This is a genomic window from Thermomonospora catenispora (assembly GCF_006363815.1).
Classification (GTDB): Bacteria; Actinomycetota; Actinomycetes; order Streptosporangiales; family Streptosporangiaceae; genus Thermomonospora; species Thermomonospora catenispora.
Genome location: NZ_RRYT01000008.1, coordinates 164768 through 185793, shown reverse-complemented (window position 1 = coordinate 185793; position 21026 = coordinate 164768). Strand labels below are relative to the sequence as shown.

The window sequence follows — 21026 nt, the reverse complement described above, 5'->3', positions numbered from 1 at the left end:
GCGGCGGACGCGCCGGCCGCGCACGCGGAACGGCCGGCGGGACTGTCGGCCGAGCCGACGCCGGCCACGCCGGCGTCGGCGCAGGAGCCGCGGGCGGAGGAGCGCCCGGCGGAGCGGGCCGCGGCACGCCCGCCGGAGGACTTCCTGCGCGCGTTCACCGGCGGGGACGCCTGGAGGGCGATGCTGGCGGTCGCCGAGGAGGCGTTCGCCGGAACGGACGTGCGGGAGGCGCTCGCCCTCCGGGTCGGCGAGGCGCTGGAACGGCAGACGCCGGCCCCGCGGGGGCCGCGGACGCCGTTCCCGGTGTGGACGGGGACCGAGGGCCTGACGCTGGACCTGAGCGCCCACGTCACCGGGGCGCCGGCGGGGGTGCTCGGCGCCCCCCGCACGGCCGGTGCGGGCGCGGCGACGCCGGGCCGGATCGGGCTTCGGCGGCGGCACGGCGTGCTGGTGATCGATGCGCTGCCTCCCCGGCCGGCGGACCGGCCGTCCGGCGAGGCGGGCCGCCCCGACGGGACCGTCGAGGCGGCGGACGCGGACGAGACCGCCGACGAGCCGGACACCGGCGCGGTGATCCTCACCGATCTGCGTCGGACGGGGGCCCGGGTGCTGGACGCGGCGGCCCTGTGGCGGCATGCGTGCCGGGTCGTGACCGCGGCGCTGTACGACCCGCGGAGCCCGGCGACCGGGGAGCGGACCCGGCGGAGCCTGCGCACCCTGCGGCACGTCGGATGCCTCGACCCCGGGCTGGGCCTGGGGGTGGTGCTCCACCTGGACCGGGACCGGCGTCCCCGATGCCCGCTGGGCTTCGTGATCGAGGCGGAGCCGGCGACCGGGCGGACGGCGGTGCGCCTGCTGCGGGCGTGACCGGACCGCCTCAGCGGGCCGCGGCGGTGAAGCGGGCCGGATCCCAGCGGAGGGTCGTGACATGGCCGTCCAGATGGGCGGCCAGCTCCGCCGGATCGGTGGCGTCGAGGGCGTCGTCGGTGACGAACCCGCACAGCAGGGCGTCGGCGATGCGCACGGCGGCGAACGCGCCGATCCGGGCGACCCCGGCGCCCTCCAGGGCGGCCAGCTCGGTGAGCAGCCCGGCCAGCGGGGAGGGCCTGGGGGAGTCGGGCAGCTGCCGGGCCTGGGCCACCAGGCGTGGGGCGATCTCCTCCGGGTCGGCGCCGGACAGCAGATAGCCGGTCCACCAGGGGGAGCCGGGAGCCGGCTCCTTGACGCGGATCCGCAGCCCCATCTCGGCCGCGCAGTGCTCATAGGCGGCCGTCAGCAGCGGCTCGGCCGCCGCCTCCTCGGCGTACAGCAGACCCCGGGCGGTGTCGTCGGCGCGTTCCAGCCGTTCGATCATCTCGCGGTGCAGGACGGTCACGGTCCCCTCGAGGTCGTCCAGCGCCGCCGCCCGGGCGGCCTCGGCCGCACGGGCCGCCTGGATCTGCTCCTCCAGCGCCGTCAGCCGGGCCGTGGTCTCGGCCAGCTCGCCCTCCAGCCGCCGGATCAGCGCCGCCGACACCGCCGCCGCCGCGGTGGCCTTGGCCCGGGACGGGCGCGGCGGCGTCCCCTCGGCGGGCGGCCCGGCCGGGGAACCGGCGGGACCGGCCTGTGGATCGGCTTGTGGATCGGCCTGTGGTCCGGGCGGCGGCTCCTCGGGCCCCCGCGGGGAGGCGGGTGCGGTGACCGACTGCCGTTCCAGCTCATCGACCCGGGCGCGCAGCCGGCGGATCTCCTCCTGCGCCTGCGGCAACCTGCGGTCGAACGCCAGATAGAGCTCTCGTCCGGCGATGGCCAGACACAGCAGAATCCAGATCCAGGTCGACATACCGCTCCTTGGAGGCAGGCTGCGAGACGACCCTAACCGCAGCCCACCGCCTCGGCACGATCCCGGGCGGCAGATGTCCGGGACAGGCCGCCCGGATCAGCCCTCGACCACGGTGATCTCGGTGTGCCCCAGCTCCTCCAGCGGACCGCGGATCTGCGCGGCGTCGCCCACCGCGATCACGGTGAGGGCGTCCTGGGAGACGTGCTCGGCGTAGGCGCGGGTCACCTCCTCGGCGGTGGCCGCCCGCAGCTCCTCCAGGTAGCGGCGCGGGTAGTCGGGGCCCAGCCCGGCGGACGCCGCGTCGGCGAACTCGGCGGCCACCGACCGCGCGGTCTCGTAGTCGGCGGGCGCCCGGTCGGCCAGCGCGCTCACCGAGGCCCGGCACTCCTCCTCGGTGACCCCGTCGAGCATGCCGCGCAGCACGCTCAGCGCGTCGTTCACCGCGTCGGCGGTCACCTCGGTGTGCACCGAGCCCTGCGCCACGAACACTCCGCAGTGCCGCATCCGCAGCAGCCCGGCGCGCATCCCGTAGGTGTAGCCCTTCTCCTCGCGCAGCAGCGCGTTCAGCCGGGAGGCCAGCCCGCCGCCCAGCACATGGCAGGCGACCGACAGCAGCGGCCAGTCCGGGTGCGACCGCGGCGGCACCCCGTGCCCGAACGACAGGTACGTCTGCACCGACCCCGGCCGGTCCACGATCACCAGCCGCGGCCCGGGGGTGGGCTCCGCGGTGTCCGGCGCGGCCAGCGGCGCCCCGGCGGCCCGCCAGCCGCCGAACGCCTCGGCCAGCATCGCCTCGGCGTCCAGCCCGCTCAGGTCCCCGGTGATCACGGCGGTGCCCTCGGCCGGCGCCACCGCCGAGTAGAAGGCCCGCACCTGCTCGCCGGTCAGCTTCTTGACCGTCTCCGGCGATCCGCCGGTGGGCCGGGCCGGGCGGCTGCCGGCGGGGAACAGCCGGGCCCGCAGCTCCCGCATCGCCCGGGTGCCCGGGTCGGCGTCCTCCTGGGCGATCTCCTCCAGCCGTTCCCGGACCAGCCGCTGGACGTCGGCGTCGTCCAGCGCGGGCCGGCGCACCACCTCCGACAGCAGCCGCAGCGCATCGCCCAGCCGGCTCGTCGGGGCGTCCAGCGCGATCCGCAGCGAGGTCAGGTCGGCGGTGGCGTACAGGCTGGCGCCCAGCCGTTCGAACGCGGAGGTCAGCGCGGTCCCGCCGCCCGGCTCGGTGCCCTCCAGCAGGGCGTGCGCGGTCAGCGTGGCGACCCCGTCCTGACCGGCCGGCTCACGGCCCGCCCCCGCGTCCAGCACCAGCCGGACCGCCGCCAGCCTCCGGCCCGGCAGGTCGCAGCGCAGCGTGGCCGGGCCGTCGGGGATCCGGCCGCTCACTCCGGTCGGGAACGGCCACGGCGGGATCGGCCCCGGCACCGGACGCGCGGGGAAGTCGGGGATGAGGGTCGTCACCTGGCGCCTCCGTAGCTGAGTGCGGTGCGGGCGCCGGGGGCCAGCCAGCGCCGCGCCGCGTCCCTGATCTCCTCGGCGGTCACCGCGGCGGCCCGCTCGGCGGCGGTGAAGGTCCGGGCCGGGTCGCCGAACTGGGTGGCGTTCCCCGACAGCGCGTTGGCCAGCCCGGTCACCGTCTCGGTGCGCTCCAGCAGCCCGCGCTCGGCCTGCGCGGTGGCCCGTGCGGTCTCGTCCTCGGTGGGGCCGTGCTCGGCGAAGGCGGCCAGCTCCTCGTCCAGCACCTCGGCGATCCTGGCCGGGTCGGGGCCGACGGCCTCCACGAGGGCCAGCGACGGCCCGTCGACCATCCGGGTCACCCCGGTCCACACCTCGGTGGCGATCTGGTCGCGACGCACCATCCGGTCGTACAGCCGGGAGCCGGTCCCGCCGCCGAGGATCTCCACGGCCAGCTCGGCGGCCTCGATCTCGGGGCCGCCGTCGGACGGCAGCGGCAGCATCGCGAAGTAGGCGGGCGAGGGGACCTCCTCGTCCACCTCCTCCAGCCGCACCTCGGTCAGCGGCTCCAGGTCGCCGGGCCGGGCGGGCGGCGCGGGGGGACCGGGAGGGATGCACCCGAAGTACCGCTCGGCCATCTCGATCACCGCCTCGGGGTCGACGTCGCCGACCACCGACAGCACCGCGTTGCCGGGCGCGTACCAGGTGCGGAAAAACTCCACGCAGTCCTCGATGGTGGTGGCGTCCAGGTCCTCCATCGACCCGATGGGGGTGTGCGCGTACGGGTGCCCGGGCGGGAAGGTCAGCCGGCACAGCCGCTCGAACGCCGTCCCGTACGGCTGGTTGTCGTACCGCTGGCGGCGTTCGTTCTTCACCACGTCCCGCTGGTTGTCCAGGTTGGCCTGGGTCAGCGCGGCCGGCAGCGTCCCCATCCGGTCGGCCTCCAGCCACAGCGCCAGCGGCAGATGGCTCACCGGGACGGTCTCGTAGTAGTTGGTGCGCTCGAACGAGGTGCTGGCGTTGAACGTCGCCCCGGCGCTCTCCATCAGCGCCGCGTGCTCGCCCTCCGCCACGTTCGCCGAGCCCTGGAACATCAGATGCTCGAACAGGTGCGCGAGCCCGGTCCGGCTCTTGCCGTCCACCCCGGTCTGCTCGTGCCGCGACCCCACCGCGTACCAGATGTTCACGGCGGCCAGCGGCACCACATGGTCCTCGCAGACCACCACCCGCAGCCCATTGCCGAGCGTGTGCTCATGCAGCGGCTGTTCAGCCACGAAGCGCTCCCGTCCCGTCGATGCCCGCACCCGGTGCGACCTCAGGCCGGCATGAACCCCTTGATCCTTCTGCTCACCGTACCCGTCTCGGGCGCGGCTCGGCCGTCACCGGGCCCTGCACCCCACCAGGATGGGGCATCGATCCGGCCATCGGGCCGGAAATCCCGATGAGGGGCGCGCCGGGGAGCATGCCGGACCCTCTCTGCACATGCCCTCTGTCCATGCGTCCGGCGTGCGCGGGAGGTCTCCTCCGGTGCGGGGGGCTCTTCCCGGACCCCTCGAGGCCTCGTCCCGCGGCGGGTGCGAGGGGCGGCGCCGGACGGGGGCGGTCCGCCGCTCCGAGGGCGTCCGCCGGTGGGGATCACCCGTTCCGGGCCCGTCCCCGGGTCATCTCGCGTTGGCGCGCTCGGCGGCCAGCGCCTGCTCGAGGTCGTCGTACAGCATGAAGATCTTCGTCAGCTGGGTGACGTGGAAGACGCGGCGGACCCGTTCGTTGGCGCCGACGAACGACATGGTGCCGTTGCGGGCGCGCAGCCGGTGGTAGATGCCGACCAGCACGCCGAGACCGGTCGAGTCCAGGAAGGTGACGTCGCTGAGGTCCACCACGAGGCGGATCGGGCCGGTGTCGATGACATCGAGCAGCTGCTCGCGCAGCCGGGGGCTGCTGAAGACGTCGAGTTCCCCGCGCACCTTGACCACGGTGACGTCCTTCTCGACGCGATGCTCAACCGCGAATTCCACGGACACTCCTGCGCTTTCGTCTCCGGGGGCGGGTCCGGTCGGCGGCGGATCCCGCCGACCGGAAGCTGTCCATACCCCGGGAGGGCGGAACCTATCCGGCCTCATCCGGACGGGCTCCGCGTCGCGGCGTCCGGCCGGTCTCAACGCGGGGCCGCCCCTCGTACCCGCAGGGAGCCGAGCAGCTCGGCGGTGGCCGCGGCGATCTGTTCGACCGCGCGGTCGAACGCCTCGGCGTTGTGGGCGGCGGGGGTGCGGAAGCCGGACACCTTGCGCACGTACTGCAGGGCGGCGGCGCGGATGTCCTCGTCGGTGGGATGGTCGGTGAACGGCGGGCGGAGCGTCTTGATGCTGCGGCACATGTGTTCGATTCTCCACCCCGCCGCGGGGCGGGCCCCGATGATCGGGGCGCCCGCCGCCCCTCGGAACCTCAGGGGGTCTGGAACAGCGCCCAGACGACTTTGCCGTGCGGCAGGCCGCGCCAGCCCCACCGGTGGGTGAAGGAGTCGACCAGGTGCAGTCCGCGGCCGGTCTCGGCGATGTAGTCGGGCTCCTTGCGCCGGGGGGCCCGGCGGGTGCCGTCGAGGATGCCGCACAGCAGCCACGCCTCGTCCGCGACGCCTCCGGCGCGGCCGGGCAGCAGGCGGAGCTGGATGGCGCCGGAGCCGGGGACGGGGGGCAGCAGGCCGGAGCAGGCGGGGAGGCTGTGCCGCAGGGCGTTGGTGACCAGTTCGGTGACGACCAGTGCGACGTCGTCGGTGAGGGCGCCGAGGCTCCACTCCTTGAGCCTGGCGGTGACGAAGTGGCGGGCCGCGGTGACGGCCTCGGGATCGGGACGGACGGTCAGCGCGACCGTCTCGGGGGCGTCGGCGATCAGCAGGCCGAGTGCTCGGTCGAGGTCGGGGGGCAGGTCGCGGGACTCCGGCACCGGGACCCCGCCGGGCGGCCGATCGCCGTGCCGACACCGCCCGGCCGGCGGCCTGCCGGCCGTGGCGAGGGGAGACCACCCCCATCGTGGTTCCTCGCGTACCTGGCGTGACGTCATCCCCAGACCCCGCAGTCCGATCTCGGTCGCAGCCCAGCTGCACGGAAGTCCCGTGCGTTATCCTGCGCATCGTAGCGTGCGAATGCAAGGCCCGATGCACGTGCATCTGCCCCGTGCGAGTTCACGTGAACGAGCATGGGCGGGCCCCGTCCAGAAACGGAGGGATCGCGCGGAGACGACACTGCAGTGGCACACTTAGTGCGCTGTCCGCCATCTAGCGGGAGGTTGGGCGTGACTCCGGAGACGCCGGGCACGGGATCCACGGTCCGTCGGATCCTGCTGGGATCGCAGCTGCGTCGGCTGCGTGAGGCCAAGGGCGTGACGCGTGCGGAGGCCGGATACGTCATCCGCGCGTCGGAGTCCAAGATCAGCCGTCTCGAGCTGGGGCGGGTCAGCTTCAAAGAGCGAGACGTGGCCGACCTGCTCACGCTGTACGGCGTCACCGACAAGGCGGAGCGGGAGGCGCTGTTGCAGCTGGCCAGGGACGCCAAGGCCCCGGGATGGTGGCACCGGTACAACGACGTGCTGCCCAAGTGGTTCCAGGCCTACGTCGGCCTGGAGGAGGCCGCCGCCATGATCCGGACGTATGAGTGCCAATTCGTCCCCGGCCTCCTGCAGTCGGAGGACTACGCGCGGGCGGTGATCCGGCTGGGCAACGCGGGCGCACCCGAGGACGAGATCGAAAGTCGCGTCACGGTGCGCATGCAGCGGGCCAAACGGCTGCACGGCCCGGGAGCCCCCCGGCTGTGGGCGGTGCTGGACGAAGCCGTGCTCATGCGGCGGATCGGTGGCCCCGAGGTGATGCGGAGTCAGTTTGAGCATCTCATCGCGATGTCAAAACTGCCCAACGTCACCATCCAGGTGATGCCGTTCCGGTTCGGCGGTCACGCCGCCGAGGGCGGAGCGTTCTCCATCCTGCGGTTCCCCGAGCCGGATCTGCCGGACGTGGTGTACGTCGAGAACCTCGTCGGGGCCCTCTACCTGGACAAGAGGGACGACGTCGACGCCTACCTGCAGGCGATGGAACGCCTGTGCGTCGACAGCGAGACCCCCGAGCGCACCGTTGAGATGCTCGACGAACTTCTCAGGAAGATCTAGATGTCCAAGACCTACAACGGAATGCCCGCCGCCGAGCTGCGCGGCGCTCGGTGGTTCAAGTCCAGGCGCAGCAACTCCCAAGGCAACTGCGTCGAAGTCGCCGAACTCCCCGGCGGGAACGTGGCGATGCGCAACAGCCGGTTCCCCGAAGGCCCCGCCCTGATCTACACGCGCCCCGAGATCGAGGCGCTGATCCTCGGCGCCAAGGAGGGCGACTTCGACCATCTGATCGCCCCCAACTGATCGTTCCCCGACCCGGCCCCGCCGTGAACGCCTCGTTCCGGCGGGGCCGCGGCGCTCGCCGGGCCCCGGCGCCGTGCGGGCCGGCCGGGGCGCCGCTCAGCCGCAGTTGCCCCAGGGGGCGCCGGCGCTGCCGGCGTCGGTCCCGCCGAAGTAGCGGACGCAGACGCCCTTGGCGGAGACGTAGACCGGGCCGGCGTAGTAGCGGAAGGAACCGCTGTCGCTGTGGCTGGAGCCGTTCTGCGCCTCGAGCCGGACCCAGACCCGGGTGGCCTCGCCCACGTCCCTGGTCTTGATCGTCACGGCGCAGTTGTAGCCGGAGCCGTTGTAGAGCTGGTACACCGTGCCGCCGGGGAAGCCGCTGGACCGCTGGACGTAGAACCCGCCGCCGTGACCGCCGGCGTTGCACACCGCCTGCGGGGTGTAGGGGTTGGGCCGCTCGGGCCGGGGGGTGCCGCTCGGCCCGCCGGGCGTGCGGGCCGGGGAGGGGGCGGGGCCCCCGGGGCCGGTCGAGCCGCGGGGCCTGTCGGGCGTGCCGGGGGAGCGGCGCGGAGCGGGGGTGGTGCGCACCGTCCCCGCGGGGGCGCTCGGGACGCCGCCGGGGGTGAGGACGGGACCGTTCGCGGCCCCGTCGGCGCGCGAGGCCGTGGCCTGATCGCCGCCGGGCCGGGTGGCGGCCCACACCGACACCCCCACGACCAGCGCCGTCACCGCGGCGGCGGCCACCGCGGGCATCAGCCTGCCGTGCGGCCGGACGGCCCGCGGCGGCGCGGGCGGTGCGGGCGCGGCCGGGACGCCGTCCGGCCGGGGGGCGGTCGGCGCCGAGTCGGACGGCGAGGTGTCGCCGGCGGGCGGGGCGCCGTGACCGGGGACGGGCGGAGGCGCCGGCGGCGTGGCGGCGTCGGGGCGGTGCGGCGACGGGGCCGCCATGCCGCCGGGAAGGGCGTCCGGGACGGTGTGCGAGCCGAGCAGGAGCTCCTGGGCCTGGCGGGCGGTGGGACGCCGGGCGGGGTCCTTGGCCAGGCAGGCGGCGACGACACCGCGCAGCGGCTCGGTCAACTCCCCCAGATCCGGCTCGCCGGTGAGGATGCGGTGCATGACCGCGGCCAGGTCGTCGTTGCCGAACGCGGGACGGCCGGTGGCGGCGAACACCATGGTGGTGCCCCAGGCGAACATGTCGCAGGGCGGGCCGATCGGCTCGCCCTTGAACTGCTCGGGCGCCATGTAGGCGGGGGTGCCGACGTTCTGCGTCTCCCCGGCCGCGCCCAGCGCCCGCGCCACCCCGAAGTCGATCACCCGCGGGCCGTCGGGGCCCAGCAGGACGTTGTGCGGCTTGAAGTCGCGGTGCACGATGCCCGCCTGATGGATGGCGGTGAGCGCGGTCAGCGTGCTGATCGCCAGTCGCTCCAGGGCGCCGCCGGTGCGCGGCCCCTCCTCCATCACCAGCGTGAACAGCGACTTGCCCGGCACGTACTCGCTGACGATGTACGGCTGGTCGCCCTCGACGTCGGCGTCCAGGATCTGCGCGGTGCAGAATCGGGCGACCTGCTTGGCGACCTCCAGCTCCCGGACGAACCGGGCGCGGGCGCTGGGATCGGCGGTCAGCCCGGCGTGCAGCAGCTTGACCGCCACATAACCGTCGCTGGGGCCCATCCCGCCCGCCGGACGGCCCAGATAGACCGAGCCCTGACCGCCCTCGCCCAGCCGGCCGAGGATCTCGTACGAGCCCAGCCGGGTGGGATCTCCGACGCGCAACGGGCGGGCGTCGGGCGTGGTCCTGTCCGTCACGGTGGTCTCTCTCCGTCGCAGCGGGCTGGGTCATGGCGGTGCGCCGGGCTTTCACCTTATGGGCATTGCGGACGGACCCGTGCCGGACGGCGACGGCCGGGCGGCCTCCCGGGTCGCCCGGCCGTCGCGGAAAGCCCTCTGTGCGGGACGGTTCAGGCCGCGGCGGGCGCGGTGTCGCCCTCGGCGGCCCGGCGCCGCCCGGGCGGCGCCTCCGCGGTCTGGGTGCGGCGTTCCAGGAGGGCGGCCACCGCGAGCGCGCGCAGTGAATGGGACCTGATCGGACGGCGTGTGTCTGTCGTGTTCTTCGGCCGGAGGATGCTGCTGTTGCCGTTCATCGGATCCCTCCTGACAGATCATGCGGGTCGTTCAGGGCCCGCTCGGTCCGAACGACCGGGAACAAACCCTTATTCCGTTTGTACGGGATGTTCGTATGAAGTTGGGAGGGTGCTCACGCATGTACCACTTTGTTCGCGTAAGAAACCTGTCTTCGGTCACGTGAGAAACCCGTCGCGCCCGTGTCCGGGTCGCGTCGCCCCCTGACGCCCCGCCCGAGGCGGCGTTCCGGGCCGCCCCCGGCCCTGCGGCCTCGATGAGGGAAGACCCCGCCCGGCGCCTGCGACGGGCCGCTCCCGGTCCCTACGGCGCGTCCCGCTCGCCTCGGGCGCGACGGCCGTGACCGGCGCCCCGGCGGACCCCACGGCCCGGCTCACCGCATCGGGGACCGCCGAGCCCGCTATCGCCGATCGTCGGCGTCGCCCCTCCGCGCCGGCCCGGTCCCCGCATCGTCCTCGGCGGCCGGCTCCTCCGCGGAGGAGTCCTCTGCGGGGGAGCCGGCGTCGTCGGCGTCGCGCACCGGGGCGTCGGGCCGTGCGTCGTCGGGTCGTGCGTCGTCGGCCGCGTCGCCCGCCCGCGCCGCCGGCGCGGGGAGCGCCTGGGTGGGGAGCACCTGGGTGGCCTCGTCGTCGCTCCCGGCGTCGGCGGGGACGCCTGATGCGTCGCCCTCCGGCCGGGCGGCGCCGTCCTCGGCGACCGCGGAGGCGTCGGCGGACGGCGGAGGGACGGGCGCTTCGGCGGGATCCGGCCGGCCGCCGGGCGGGGCGTCGCCGGCGACGGGGAGGTCGTCGGCCGGCGGGACGGGGACGGGAACGGTGGGCAGGGGAACCGTGACATCGGTGGGCGCGGAGTACGCCTCGTAGGCGTCGGAGACCTCCGGAGCCGCCACGGGGGAGCCCCCGGCCGGGGCGGAGCGGCCTTCCCGCTCCGACGCGCCGGCCTCCGCGGCGTGCTCCTCCCCGCGGGGACCCTCCTGAGCGGTCTCGTTCCCGGCGGGTCCGTCCGGAGCGGCCGCCGGGGCGGTCTCCTGCGCCGGGGCGCCGTCCGGGTCCGGTTCGCCTTCGGCGGCCTCCTCCGTTGCGGACGCCTCCGCTCCCGGCTCCTGGGCGCCGGCCCGCCGTTGCACCGCCGCGGTGTCGTCCGGGATGGGCTCCTGCGCGGAGGGCTCGGAGGGCTCGTCCATCGCGGCGGCGTCCGCGATGGGCTCGTTCCCGGCGGGCACCTCCGGAGAGGGCCCCTCCGCCGGGGCGTCCTCCGAGGCCGGTTCGCCCGTGGGCGGCTCCTCCGCCGCAGGCGCCTCCGAAGCGGGCGCGTCCCCCGCCGTGGTGTCGTCCGGGGCCGATCCCCGCTCGGAGGATTCATCCGCCGTGGCGGCGTCCGGACCCTCCGAAGCGGGCTCATCCTCCGCGATGCGGTCCGGGGCCGGTTCGGCGGGCTCTTCCGCCGCGGCCTCCTCCGGAACGGGTCGGTTCACCGCCGCGGCATCGTCCGGGGCCGGCTCATGCCCGGAGGGCTCGTCCACCGGGGCGCCGCCCGCGGCGGGCTCATCCACAGCGGACTCGTCCCCCGTCCTGCGGCCCGGGGCGGGTTCCTCCGCGGCGGACTCTCCCGAAGGGGAGTCCTCCATGGCGTCCTCCGGCGTCCGCTCCTCCCCGACGGCATCCTCCCCGGCGGCATCGTCGTCGGCGGGCGGGGCGGCCGGCAGCGCGCGGGCGGGGTCGTCGGCGCCCTGGGCCGGATGCGGCTCCTTTGCCGAGGCGGGGCCGGCATCGGAGTCCTCCGGAGCGGCCTCCGCCGGCCGGGTGCCGCCGTCCTCGGGGGCCGCGTCCCCGTCGTCCTCCGGCCGGGCCTCGGCCTCCTCCGCCTGTTCGGGCGGGGAGGCGAGGACGTGGCAGAGGGCGGGGGCGGCGTCCCGGCAGCGTTGGAAGGCGCTCTGGGTCAGGAGGGCGGGAACGTCGTCGGAGTCGCCTTCCGGGAGCGAAGGGCGCCCCCCTCCGTCGGCCACCAGGATCCAGCGGCGGGCGCGGACCGCCCCGACGAGAAGGTCGGGGTCGGCCACCCGGTCGGCGTCCAGCGCCAGGAGTGTGTCGAAGGCGGTGGTCTGCGCGTGGGGACCGTGCGCGAAGGCCTCGTAGGTGGCGTGGAAGACGAAGGTGGACTCCAGACGGGCGGCCAGCTCCTCGATCCGGGTCATGTGCTCCTGGCGGCATCGGGCCAGCACGTCGTCGTCGGGGTCGTCGGCGCAGATCTCCCGGACCCGCCGGCGGGAGCGTTCCTCGGCCTCGGCGCAGGAGGTCAGCTCGTTCTCCAGGTCGGCGAGCTCGGCCTCGGCGGCGACGCGGTGCCGCTCCAGATCGCCTTCCAGGGCGGCCAGGCGCTCCCGGGCCTCCTCGGCCTCGGACTCGGCCCGGGCGAGGTCGGCGGCGGCGTCCTCGGCGGCCTGGCGGGCCTCGAGGGAACGGGACTCGGCCTCGGCGGCGATCTGGGCGGCGTGCCGGGCGGTGGTCAGGGTCTGGGTGGCCCGGTCGACGGCCGCGGCGGATTCGCGGGCCAGCCGCCGCATCTCGCTGTGCGCGGTGTCGCGGGTGGCGGTCAGCGAGGTGATCTCCTCGCGGAGGCGTTCTTGGGCCTGGGCCAGGGAGGTCAGTTCATTGCGGCTGCCCTCGATGAACCGGACCAGCCCGGCGCGCAGCGTCTCGGCCTGCCGGTGGGCCTCGACGGTGGCGTTGGCGCGCTCGGCGGCCTCCTCGGCCTCCCGCCTGCGGGCCTTGACCAGACGGCGGGCCTCGTCCATCTCCCGGGACTGCGGGGCGACGCGCAGTCGCTGCCCCCAGGAGCGCTTGCGTTTGGCCGCCGCGTGCGCGGACTCGGCGGCGGCCAGCCGGTAGTAGCTGGCGTGCTGGGCGGCGGTGGCCTCGGCGGCCTCGGCGGCCAGCTGCTCGGTCTCCCGGGTCGCCTGCGGAAGGGCCTGCTCGGCCCGCTCCAGCTCGGTCTGCACATGGGCCTCGCGGTCCCGGGCCTCCTGCAGCTGCCGCTCGCAGGACTCCAACCGGCCGGTCAGCTCCGCGTGCCGGGCCTCGGCGTCGTCGGCGGCGCGGGTGCGCTCCTCGGCCTCGCGGGCGGCGGCGTCGGCGACGGCCTGCAGCTCCTGCCACTCGGAGCGGGTGCGTTCGGCCTCCTCGGCGGCCCGCCGATGCTCCTCGGCGGCCTGCTCGTGGCGGTCACGGGCCTGTGCCACCTGCCGGTCGGCGGCCTCGATGCGCTCGCCGGTCGTCTCGATCTCCTCGACCAGCCGCCGTTCCTCGGCCTGCAGCTCGGTGCGGCGGCGTTCGCGGCGTTCCCGGCACGCCCGGAGGACGGCCTTGTCGCGCGGCCACTGCTCCAGCCACAGCAGGTCCCGGCGCAGACCGATCAGCTCGCCCAGCGGGTCGGGATCGTCCCCGGAGGGGGCGGCGTCGATCGCCGGGACGTCCTCGAGGGAGTCGAGGAGCTCCTCCGGCCGCTCCACCGACAGCAGGAGGGTGCGGCGGCCCGCGGCGACCAGGCGGCGGAGCAGGTCGGCGAGCAGGGCGGTGCGCTCCGGGCCGTCCGGGGCCTGGATCAGGCGGGCGTGCGGGGCGTCCATGGCGGCCTGCACGATCTCCTCGGCGGTGCCGGCGGCCGGCTCGGGCTCGGGGTCGGGCTCCGGATCCGTCGTGGGGAGCAGCCCCAGCCGATAGTCCTCATAGAACAGCACCCGGGGGTCGTCGGCGGCGGGCGCGGCGATCGTCCCGGTCGGTCCGGTGCGCCGGGTCAGCGCGACGGGGTCGGTCAGCAGCCCGGCCAGGTCGGACCAGTCCCCGACGACCCGTTCCTCCAGCAGGGCGCGGACCGCCGCCAGCCGCGGCCCGTCGTCCAGTCGTTCCAGCCACTGGACCACGGGACGATAGGCGGAGGCGATCTGCTCCTGGAGGGGCGTCAGGGGGTCGCCGCCCGGTCCGCCGGACTGTGCTGGGTGCTGCGCCGTCTCCATGTTTCCCCTCGGCCGCCGCTTCGCGTTCGCGTGTGCGTTCCCCACCATGACCAGCGTCTCACGCCCCGGCATCGTTCCAGGAACGATCATCGTCTTGTTCCCCGCCATGATCGTGCTCTCGTGCGTCCGGTTCCATGCCGTGAAGCGGCCCGCCGCCGGATGCCCGGCCGCCTCCCGGCCTGTCGCCGGCGGCCCCGGGCGGCCGGGTCCGCGGCCCGTCGGCCGCGCGCCCGGCGCGGCCGACGGACGGCCCGTGCTCGGCGCGGCCGACGGACGGCCCGTGCTCGGCGATGCCGAAACGGCCCGGCGGGAACGTTCGGAGTCCGGCCTCTCCCGACCGGGCGAGAGGACGGCGGGAGGACGGGGCGCCTCGGCCGGCGGCCTTCGCCTCCGTCAGGGCCCGCTCCCTTCGTGCGCGCCGTGCGCGAGGACACGACGGAAGGGCAGGGCGAGCAGGAGCGCGACCGCCACGAGGGCGGCGCCGGCCCATACGGGTCCGAGCGCGGCCAGGTCCGTGCTCAACGCGGCGGCGGCGATGACGGGACCGACGGCCGCCCCGACGTTGAGGGCCGCGGTCGCATAGGAGCCGGCCATGGTCGGTGCGCCCGCGGCCTCGTAGAGCACGCGCGCGATCAGCGTGCTCCCGACGGCGAAGGAGAGCGCACCCAGGGCGAACCCCAGCACGAGCAGGGCCGCCGGCCGGTCGGCAACGAGGCCGAGGGCGGACCAGCCGCCGAGCAGCAGCGGCCCTCCGGCCGAAACGACGACGCCGGGACGGCGATCGGACAGGCGCCCGGCGACGGTGACGCCCACGAAGGACCCCAGGCCGAACAGCACCAGCACGACCGGGATCCACAGGGAGCCGAGCCCGGCGACATCGGTGACGATCGGGGCGAGGAAGGTGAAGCCGCCGAAGGTGGCGGCGTTGACCAGCGCGCCCAGCAGCAGGACCAGGATCAGCCGCGGCCGCCGCAGTTGGGCCAGCTCCCGGCGCAGATCCGGGCGTTCGGCGCCGGTGAGCGCTCCGGTTCCGGCGGGGACGCCGCGCATCACCCCGAACGCCGCGGGCAGGCACAGCAGCGCCACCGCCCAGAACGTGGCGCGCCAGCCCAGCAGCGCTCCCAGCAGGGCGCCGCCCGGGACGCCGGCGACGGTGGCGACCGTGGTGCCCGCCAGCAGGACCGCCAGGGCGCGGCCCTTCCGGTCGGCGGGGACGAGATCGGCGGCGGTGGTGAGCGCGACCGCCAGGAAACCGGCGTTGGCCACGGCCGCGAGGACTCGGGTCGCGAACATCACGGTGAAGCTCTCGGTGACCGCTCCGGCGACGTGCGCGGCCAGGAACACGCCCAGGAAGCCCAGCAGGCAGGCCCGTCGCGGCCAGGTGCGGGCGAGCCCCGCCATCAGCGGGGCGCCGACGGCCATGCCGATCGCGAAGGCCGAGGTGAGCAACCCGGCCGTGGCCGCCGGGACGTCGAGGCTCGCGGCGATGTCCGGCAGCAGTCCGCCGAGCATGAACTCCGAGGTGCCCATGGCGAACACGGCCACGGCGAGCAGATACAGGGGCAGAGGCATCCGATGACTCCGGGGTGAGGAGAGAGGAGAGGGAACGTCTCGTCACCGCCGGTCAGCGGCCCCATACCGCCGTCACCCCGCTGCACCGGGCAACGGGGAGGGGTTTTCGGGACTCAGTGGTTCAGGGGGCTGACGGGGTGACCGAAAGCCCCCGTCCTGGACGCCTCTGGACTCGACATGTCGCGCACCCTACCGCGTCGGCCCCGCCCGGAGCACCTCGATTTCGGGCGCATCCCGACGGTGCCGCCGACGCCCGATTCTGCGGCGACCGCCGAACGGTGCGAACCGGCCGCGGGTGAACCCGAGGACGGGGACCGCGGGGAGCCCTGCGCGGCGACCTCCGGCGGGCGGCCCGGTCACCGGGGGACCCGGCAGGCCGGAAGCGGCGGTGCGTCGCCGGGCCGGCGGGTCGTCATCGCCGCCCGCCCCGGAACGCCCGCCGGTAGGCGCCCGGCGTCGTCCCCAGGGCGTCGCGGAAGCGCCTGCGGAGGTTGACGGCCGAGGAGAGGCCGACGCGCCGGGCGACGGCCTCCACCGGGAGGTCGGTGGACTCCAGCAGGTCCCGGGCCGCGGCGATCCGCTGGGCGAGCAGCCACCGTCCCGGGCTGACGCCGAGCTGGTCGGCGAACCGCCGGGCGAGGGTGCGCGGTGAGACGCCCGCGCGCGCCGCCATGTCCTCGACGGTCACCGGCTCGCCCAGCCGCTCCGCGGCCCACTCCAGCAGCGGCGCGAGCGTGCCGTCGATCTGCGCCGGGCGGGGCGGCGCCGAGTACTGCGCCTGCCCGCCCTCCCGGTGGGGCGGCATGACCATGGTCCGCGCGATGTGCGCGGCGTAGCGGGCGCCCTGGTCGCGGCGGACCAGATGCAGGCACAGGTCGAAACCGGCTCCGGCGCCGGCGCTGGTGGCCACGTCGCCGTGGTCCACGTACAGCACGTCCGCATCGACCCGGACGCGCGGGAAACGCGCGGCGAGCTCGGCCGCCAACGCCCAGTGGGTGGTCGCCCGCCGCCCGTCCAGCAGCCCGGCGTGCGCCAGCGCGAAGGCGCCGGAGCAGATGCTCGCCACCCGCGCCCCTCGGGAGTGCGCACGGCGCAGCGCCGCCGTGACCGCGGGCGAGGGCGGCTCCCCGGCGGGCAGCCAGCCGGGGACGATCACGGTGTCCGCCCGGTCGAGCGCCTCCAGCCCGTCGGTCACGAGCATGTCGAACCCGGCGAGCGTCGCCACCGGGCCGGGACGCTCGGTGCACACCCCGAAGGCGTACCGCGTGGGGAGCCCGCGCCGCTCGATCCCGAACACCTGGGCGGCGCAGCCGAGTTCGAAGGCCGACTGCGGCGGGCGGACGAGCGCCACGACGCGGTGCATGGCAGGAAAGTACCGCAGGATGTCTTTTCTGACACTCGGCGGGGCCCAGGGGCGCCGGTCAGGCTGGTCCCATGACGACGGAGCGGAACACACCCGCCTGTGTCCGGTCGACCGTCCAGGACGCCCCGGTCCGCGAGGTGTTCCCGGGCGTCCGGGTGCGGCCGCTGTGGGAGGGGGACGACGGCGCCAAGGCCGCCGTGCTGGAGATGGACCCCGGCGCCCGCTGGCAGGGGGTCGACGTCCACGAACCGGGACCGGAGGAGGTCTTCGTGCTCTCCGGGGTCTTCAACGACGGCGAACGGGACCATCCGGCCGGGACCTTCATCCACGCCCCCGCGGGCTCCTCGCACGTCCCGCAGACGAGAACCGGCTGCACGCTGTTCCTCTTCTACCCGCGGGGCTGACCGGCCTCCGCCCGCCGGCGGCGGCCTCGACTCCGCGCCGCCGGCCACGGCCCCGGTCGACCGGCCCGCGCCCCTCGGGGCCGGCCGGCGTCCGATCCCGAGGCCGGCCGGGCCTCCGCCCCGGGGGTCGCCCGGCGTCCGGAGCGCCCCGGTGCGGGACCGGGCGGCCGGCCGCGGCCGGGGCGGAGCACCGGCCGCGGCCCGGGGCCCATGGACGGCGCATCCGACGTAGAGTACGGCGGGTGCGGCGTGAGGAGCTTCCAGGCGACGGGCTGCGGCTGGGCGTGCCGGCGCCGGCGCTCCCGCGGCTGCGGGTCGAGGCGGCCGGTCGGGACCGGTTCTGGGTGCGACAGGGGACACGGCCGCTGCTGCTGGCCAGGATCGACCACGGACACCAGGGCGTGCACTACCGACGACTGGCCGGATACGAGCCGGTGCTGCCGCCGATCCCCGCGGCGCTGGCGCGGGCGGCGCCGTCGTGGCCGCACCGGTACGCCTCCTGGCTGGCCGACGGACCGGGCCCGCTGCACGCCGGCTGGTGGAGCCTGAAGCCGTGGCGGCCGCGGACGGCGGAGTACCTGTGGCGACACGAGCTCGCCGCCGATCCGGCCGGCTACCTGGACTGGATGGCGGGCTGGCAGGGCGTGGTGACGCTGCGGACGCCGCCTGAGGCGGAGGAGGGCAGGGTGAAGGCCCACCGCAAGCTCGCCCGCGAGGGGACGCTGCCGCCGCTGCTGCTGTGGTGGGTCAGCGGCCTGGACGGCTGGCTCCTGCTGGACGGGCACGCCCGGCTGGTCGCGGCCCTCGCCGAAGGGATCGTCCCGCCGGCGCTGGAGCTGTCGCGCGCCCCCTCTCCCGCCCAGGTCGAGGAGATGGTCGCGATCACGATGCGGAACGAGTCGACGGTCATGGCCCAGCTGGAGCGGGACCGCCGGGCCGGCCGGTTCGGCGTCGAGGAGGCCGCCCGGAGGCAGCGGCGGCGGCTCAGCGGCGTGTACGCGGACATCCCCGGGCGGCGTGAGCGCACCCGGGCCTGGCCGCTGCCCGGCGGAGCGTCCGCCTGGGACTCCGCCTGGGAGTCCGCCTCGGAGAGCGCCGCCGCGCCGCCGGAGTGACCGGGCGGAAGGAGGCCGCCGCGTCTCGGCGTCCCGCCGCCCGGCCCTGACGCGGCCGCTCACGGCGCCGCCGCACCCGACCTCGGTGTCGGCATCGGAGTGTGACCGAGATAACGTGCCAGATGTCACACTGAAGTGGCGGATGTCGCGCGAGGTGGTGCAGATGGTCGCGAAGGTGGACGACGGGTGGGTCGACGCCGTCGACAACGCGCTCACCACGCTGCTCGACAGAGCGAAGGTGGACATCGCGTTCGGGGCCCGGGCGGTGCCGGGCGGAGACCGGCTGGTGATCCACCGGCTGCGGGGCGCGCGCACCACCGCCCTGCAGGATCTGGTCGTCCGCAACGGGGCCGGGCTCGGCGGCAAGGCCATGATGCTCAAACGCCCCGTCACGGTGACCGACTACGTCCGGGCCCCGGAGATCAGCCACCACTACGACCAGCCGGTGTCCCGGGAGGGACTGCACTCGATCATGGCGGTTCCGGTGCTCACCGCCGGACAGGTCACCGGTGTGCTGTACGCGGGACTGCGGCAACGGCTGGAACTGGGCGAGCGCATGCAGCGCCTGGCGATGGGCCTGGCCGGCGAGGTCGGCCGCCGGCTGGCCGCCCCGCCCCGGCCCCCGGCGGCGCTCCAGACCCCCTCCGCCGACGCCCGCCTCCGCGACGCCTGCCGCGAACTGGGCTCGATCATCGAACGGGTCCGCGACCCCGCCGTGCGCGCCGACCTGGAGGCGCTGCGCCGCCGGCTGGCCGCCGGCGCCGCGCCGTCGGGGCCGCGAGGGGCGGCCCTCTCGCGCACCCCGCTGTCCCCGCGCGAACAGGAGGCCCTCGCCCACGCCGCCGCCGGACTGCCCAACGTCGAGATCGCCGCCCGGATGGGCCTGTCCCCGGGCACCGTCAAGGCCTATCTGCGCAGCGTGATGCGCAAACTCGGCACCCGCAACCGGATCGAGGCCGTCAACGCCGCCCGCGCCCTCGGCTACCCCCTCTAGCCGGCCCGGCTACCCCCTTTGGGTAGTAGTGCGCACCGCGTCCCCCGCGCCACCCTGATCGCCGACACATACGTGATGCGGGTCACAGGGGGCTCTCACATGGCCGTCGAGCTGAGCTACGCGTCGGGAACGTCCGACACCCCGCTGCTCGGGGACACCATCGGGGCGAACTTCGACCGCACGGTCGCCGCGCACCCCGACAGGGACGCCCTCATCGAGCACCACACCGGCCGCCGCTGGACCTACGCCGAGATGGCCGCCGAGGTCGACGCCCTCGCGCTCGGCCTGCACGGGCGGGGCGTGCGCAAGGGCGACCGGGTGGGGATCTGGGCGCCCAACTGCGCCGAGTGGACCTTCACCCAGTACGCCACCGCCAAGCTGGGCGCGATCCTGGTCAACATCAACCCCGCCTACCGGGTGCACGAGCTGGAGTACGTCCTCAAGCAGGCCGGGGTGAGCACCCTCATCGCCACCCCCACCTTCAAGACCTCCGACTACGCCGCGATGATCGAGCAGGCCCGGCCGCAGTGCCCGGACCTGGAGCGCGTCCTGCTCATCGGAGGCGAGGACTGGGACGCCATGGTCGCCGAGGGTCGCTCCGCCGACCGGTCCGTCCTGGCGGAGATCGCCGCGACCCTCACCATGGACGACCCGATCAACATCCAGTACACCTCGGGCACCACCGGCTTCCCCAAGGGCGCGACGCTCTCCCACCACAACATCCTCAACAACGGCTACTTCGTCGGAGAGCTGTGCCGCTACACCGAGCGGGACCGCATCTGCATCCCGGTGCCCTTCTACCACTGCTTCGGCATGGTGATGGGCAACCTCGCCGCCACCACCCACGGCGCCTGCATGGTGATCCCCGCCCCCTCCTTCGACCCCGCCGCCACGTTGGAGGCGGTCTCCGCCCACGGCTGCACCTCCCTGTACGGGGTGCCCACCATGTTCATCGCCGAGCTCAACGACCCGGCGCTGGAGACCGCCGACCTGTCCACCCTGCGCACCGGGATCATGGCCGGCTCGCCCTGCCCCGTCGAGGTGATGAAGCAGGTCATCGAGCGGATGGGCATGCACGAGGTGACCATCTGCTACGGCATGACCGAGACCTCCCCGGTGTCCACCCAGACCCGCTTCGACGACTCCCTCGACCGGCGGGTGTCCACGGTCGGCCGCGTCCACCCCCACCTGGAAGTCAAGATCATCGACCCGGCCACCGGGGTCACCGTGCCGCGCGGCGAGCCCGGCGAGCTGTGCACCCGCGGCTACTCGGTGATGCTCGGCTACTGGGAGCAGCCCGACAAGACCGCCGAGGTCATCGACGCCGCCCGCTGGATGCACACCGGCGACCTGGCGGTGATGGACGCCGACGGATACGTCTCCATCACCGGGCGGATCAAGGACATGGTGATCCGCGGCGGCGAGAACATCTACCCCCGCGAGATCGAGGAGTTCCTCTACACCCACCCCGACATCGTCGACGCCCAGGTCATCGGCGTTCCCGACCCCAAGTACGGGGAAGAGCTGATGGCGTGGGTCAAGCTCCGCGACGGCGCGCCGGAACTGACCGCCGACAAGCTCCGCGAGTTCTGCACCGGCAAGCTCGCGCACTACAAGATCCCCCGCTACGTGCACGTGGTGGACTCCTTCCCGATGACCGTCACCGGGAAGGTCCGCAAGGTGGAGATGCGCGAGCGCGCCATGGAGATCCTCGGCCTGTCCGACGACGCCGGACACTGACGACGCCGGACACTGATCCGGAGAGGGAGAGACACAGCG

General features: G+C 75.2%; 17 protein-coding genes and 1 pseudogene. 7 read left to right on the top strand and 11 right to left on the bottom strand.

Annotated elements, in window-relative coordinates; all coding sequences use genetic code 11:
- Positions 1-867, top strand: a pseudogene (locus EIO00_RS24140) (hypothetical protein); the annotation flags it as partial.
- 10 nt (positions 868-877) lie between these two features.
- Here EIO00_RS24140 and EIO00_RS09350 read toward each other — a convergent pair.
- The 6 genes from EIO00_RS09350 to EIO00_RS09325 all read right to left on the bottom strand — a co-directional run bounded on the left by EIO00_RS09350 (position 878) and on the right by EIO00_RS09325 (position 6211).
- Positions 878-1822 carry a hypothetical protein gene (locus tag EIO00_RS09350; protein WP_140177206.1) on the bottom strand — a complete coding sequence of 315 codons (945 nt, stop codon included), beginning with the start codon at positions 1820-1822 and terminating at the stop codon, positions 878-880.
- 96 nt (positions 1823-1918) lie between these two features.
- Positions 1919-3277: a M16 family metallopeptidase gene (locus EIO00_RS09345; RefSeq protein WP_140177204.1), complete on the bottom strand. Its 1359-nt coding sequence runs from the start codon at positions 3275-3277 to the stop codon at positions 1919-1921.
- Positions 3274-4545: a M16 family metallopeptidase gene (locus tag EIO00_RS09340; RefSeq protein ID WP_140177202.1), complete on the bottom strand. Its 1272-nt coding sequence runs from the start codon at positions 4543-4545 to the stop codon at positions 3274-3276. Before EIO00_RS09340 ends, EIO00_RS09345 begins: the two co-directional genes overlap by 4 nt.
- Positions 4546-4932: 387 nt before the next feature.
- On the bottom strand, positions 4933-5286 hold the full coding sequence (locus tag EIO00_RS09335) for an STAS domain-containing protein (RefSeq protein ID WP_140177200.1): 354 nt from the start codon (positions 5284-5286) through the stop codon (positions 4933-4935).
- A 140-nt stretch (positions 5287-5426) separates the two neighbouring features.
- Positions 5427-5645 carry a DUF2277 domain-containing protein gene (locus EIO00_RS09330; RefSeq protein WP_140177198.1) on the bottom strand — a complete coding sequence of 73 codons (219 nt, stop codon included), beginning with the start codon at positions 5643-5645 and terminating at the stop codon, positions 5427-5429.
- A 68-nt stretch (positions 5646-5713) separates the two neighbouring features.
- On the bottom strand, positions 5714-6211 hold the full coding sequence (locus tag EIO00_RS09325) for an ATP-binding protein (protein WP_241661235.1): 498 nt from the start codon (positions 6209-6211) through the stop codon (positions 5714-5716).
- Positions 6212-6559: 348 nt separating this feature from the next.
- On the opposite strand from EIO00_RS09325, the gene EIO00_RS09320 reads away from it, so the two are divergent.
- Positions 6560-7426 (top strand): helix-turn-helix domain-containing protein, encoded by an 867-nt coding sequence (locus tag EIO00_RS09320; RefSeq protein ID WP_175596166.1) that lies wholly within the window; start codon positions 6560-6562, stop codon positions 7424-7426.
- Positions 7427-7669, top strand: a complete 243-nt coding sequence (locus EIO00_RS09315; RefSeq protein WP_140177196.1) for a DUF397 domain-containing protein — start codon at positions 7427-7429, stop codon at positions 7667-7669.
- Positions 7670-7765: 96 nt separating this feature from the next.
- Here EIO00_RS09315 and EIO00_RS09310 read toward each other — a convergent pair whose 3' ends face one another.
- The 5 genes from EIO00_RS09310 to EIO00_RS09290 all read right to left on the bottom strand — a co-directional run bounded on the left by EIO00_RS09310 (position 7766) and on the right by EIO00_RS09290 (position 16734).
- A complete protein-coding gene (locus EIO00_RS09310) occupies positions 7766-9454 on the bottom strand; it encodes a serine/threonine protein kinase (protein ID WP_140177194.1) in 1689 nt (562 codons plus the stop codon).
- A 152-nt stretch (positions 9455-9606) separates the two neighbouring features.
- Positions 9607-9789: a hypothetical protein gene (locus EIO00_RS09305; protein WP_140177193.1), complete on the bottom strand. Its 183-nt coding sequence runs from the start codon at positions 9787-9789 to the stop codon at positions 9607-9609.
- 398 nt (positions 9790-10187) lie between these two features.
- Entirely contained in the window at positions 10188-13799 is a 3612-nt protein-coding gene (locus EIO00_RS09300) for a hypothetical protein (RefSeq protein ID WP_140177191.1), read from the bottom strand.
- A 393-nt stretch (positions 13800-14192) separates the two neighbouring features.
- On the bottom strand, positions 14193-15371 hold the full coding sequence (locus tag EIO00_RS09295) for a Cmx/CmrA family chloramphenicol efflux MFS transporter (protein ID WP_140177189.1): 1179 nt from the start codon (positions 15369-15371) through the stop codon (positions 14193-14195).
- A gap of 412 nt (positions 15372-15783) precedes the next feature.
- Positions 15784-16734: a GlxA family transcriptional regulator gene (locus EIO00_RS09290; protein ID WP_140177187.1), complete on the bottom strand. Its 951-nt coding sequence runs from the start codon at positions 16732-16734 to the stop codon at positions 15784-15786.
- A gap of 71 nt (positions 16735-16805) precedes the next feature.
- Between EIO00_RS09290 and EIO00_RS09285 the strand changes: the two genes are divergently transcribed.
- From EIO00_RS09285 to EIO00_RS09270, 4 genes are all read left to right on the top strand, one after another.
- Entirely contained in the window at positions 16806-17138 is a 333-nt protein-coding gene (locus EIO00_RS09285) for a cupin domain-containing protein (protein ID WP_140177185.1), read from the top strand.
- A 242-nt stretch (positions 17139-17380) separates the two neighbouring features.
- A complete protein-coding gene (locus EIO00_RS09280; protein ID WP_140177183.1) occupies positions 17381-18253 on the top strand; it encodes a hypothetical protein in 873 nt (290 codons plus the stop codon).
- A 115-nt stretch (positions 18254-18368) separates the two neighbouring features.
- Positions 18369-19247 carry a helix-turn-helix transcriptional regulator gene (locus EIO00_RS09275; RefSeq protein WP_241661234.1) on the top strand — a complete coding sequence of 293 codons (879 nt, stop codon included), beginning with the start codon at positions 18369-18371 and terminating at the stop codon, positions 19245-19247.
- Positions 19248-19346: 99 nt separating this feature from the next.
- Positions 19347-20987 carry an AMP-binding protein gene (locus tag EIO00_RS09270; protein WP_140177181.1) on the top strand — a complete coding sequence of 547 codons (1641 nt, stop codon included), beginning with the start codon at positions 19347-19349 and terminating at the stop codon, positions 20985-20987.
- The last annotated feature ends 39 nt before the right edge of the window (positions 20988-21026 follow it).

Bases quoted from the DNA above. Each gene is read 5' to 3' on its own strand.
- EIO00_RS09350 (WP_140177206.1), bottom strand. From the start codon at position 1,822: ATGTCGACCTGGATCTGGATTCTGCTGTGTCTGGCCATCGCCGGACGA.
- EIO00_RS09330 (WP_140177198.1), bottom strand. From the start codon at position 5,645: ATGTGCCGCAGCATCAAGACGCTCCGCCCGCCGTTCACCGACCATCCC.
- EIO00_RS09315 (WP_140177196.1), top strand. From the start codon at position 7,427: ATGTCCAAGACCTACAACGGAATGCCCGCCGCCGAGCTGCGCGGCGCT.
- EIO00_RS09305 (WP_140177193.1), bottom strand. From the start codon at position 9,789: ATGAACGGCAACAGCAGCATCCTCCGGCCGAAGAACACGACAGACACA.
- EIO00_RS09300 (WP_140177191.1), bottom strand. From the start codon at position 13,799: ATGGAGACGGCGCAGCACCCAGCACAGTCCGGCGGACCGGGCGGCGAC.
- EIO00_RS09295 (WP_140177189.1), bottom strand. From the start codon at position 15,371: ATGCCTCTGCCCCTGTATCTGCTCGCCGTGGCCGTGTTCGCCATGGGC.
- EIO00_RS09290 (WP_140177187.1), bottom strand. From the start codon at position 16,734: ATGCACCGCGTCGTGGCGCTCGTCCGCCCGCCGCAGTCGGCCTTCGAA.
- EIO00_RS09285 (WP_140177185.1), top strand. From the start codon at position 16,806: ATGACGACGGAGCGGAACACACCCGCCTGTGTCCGGTCGACCGTCCAG.
- EIO00_RS09270 (WP_140177181.1), top strand. From the start codon at position 19,347: ATGGCCGTCGAGCTGAGCTACGCGTCGGGAACGTCCGACACCCCGCTG.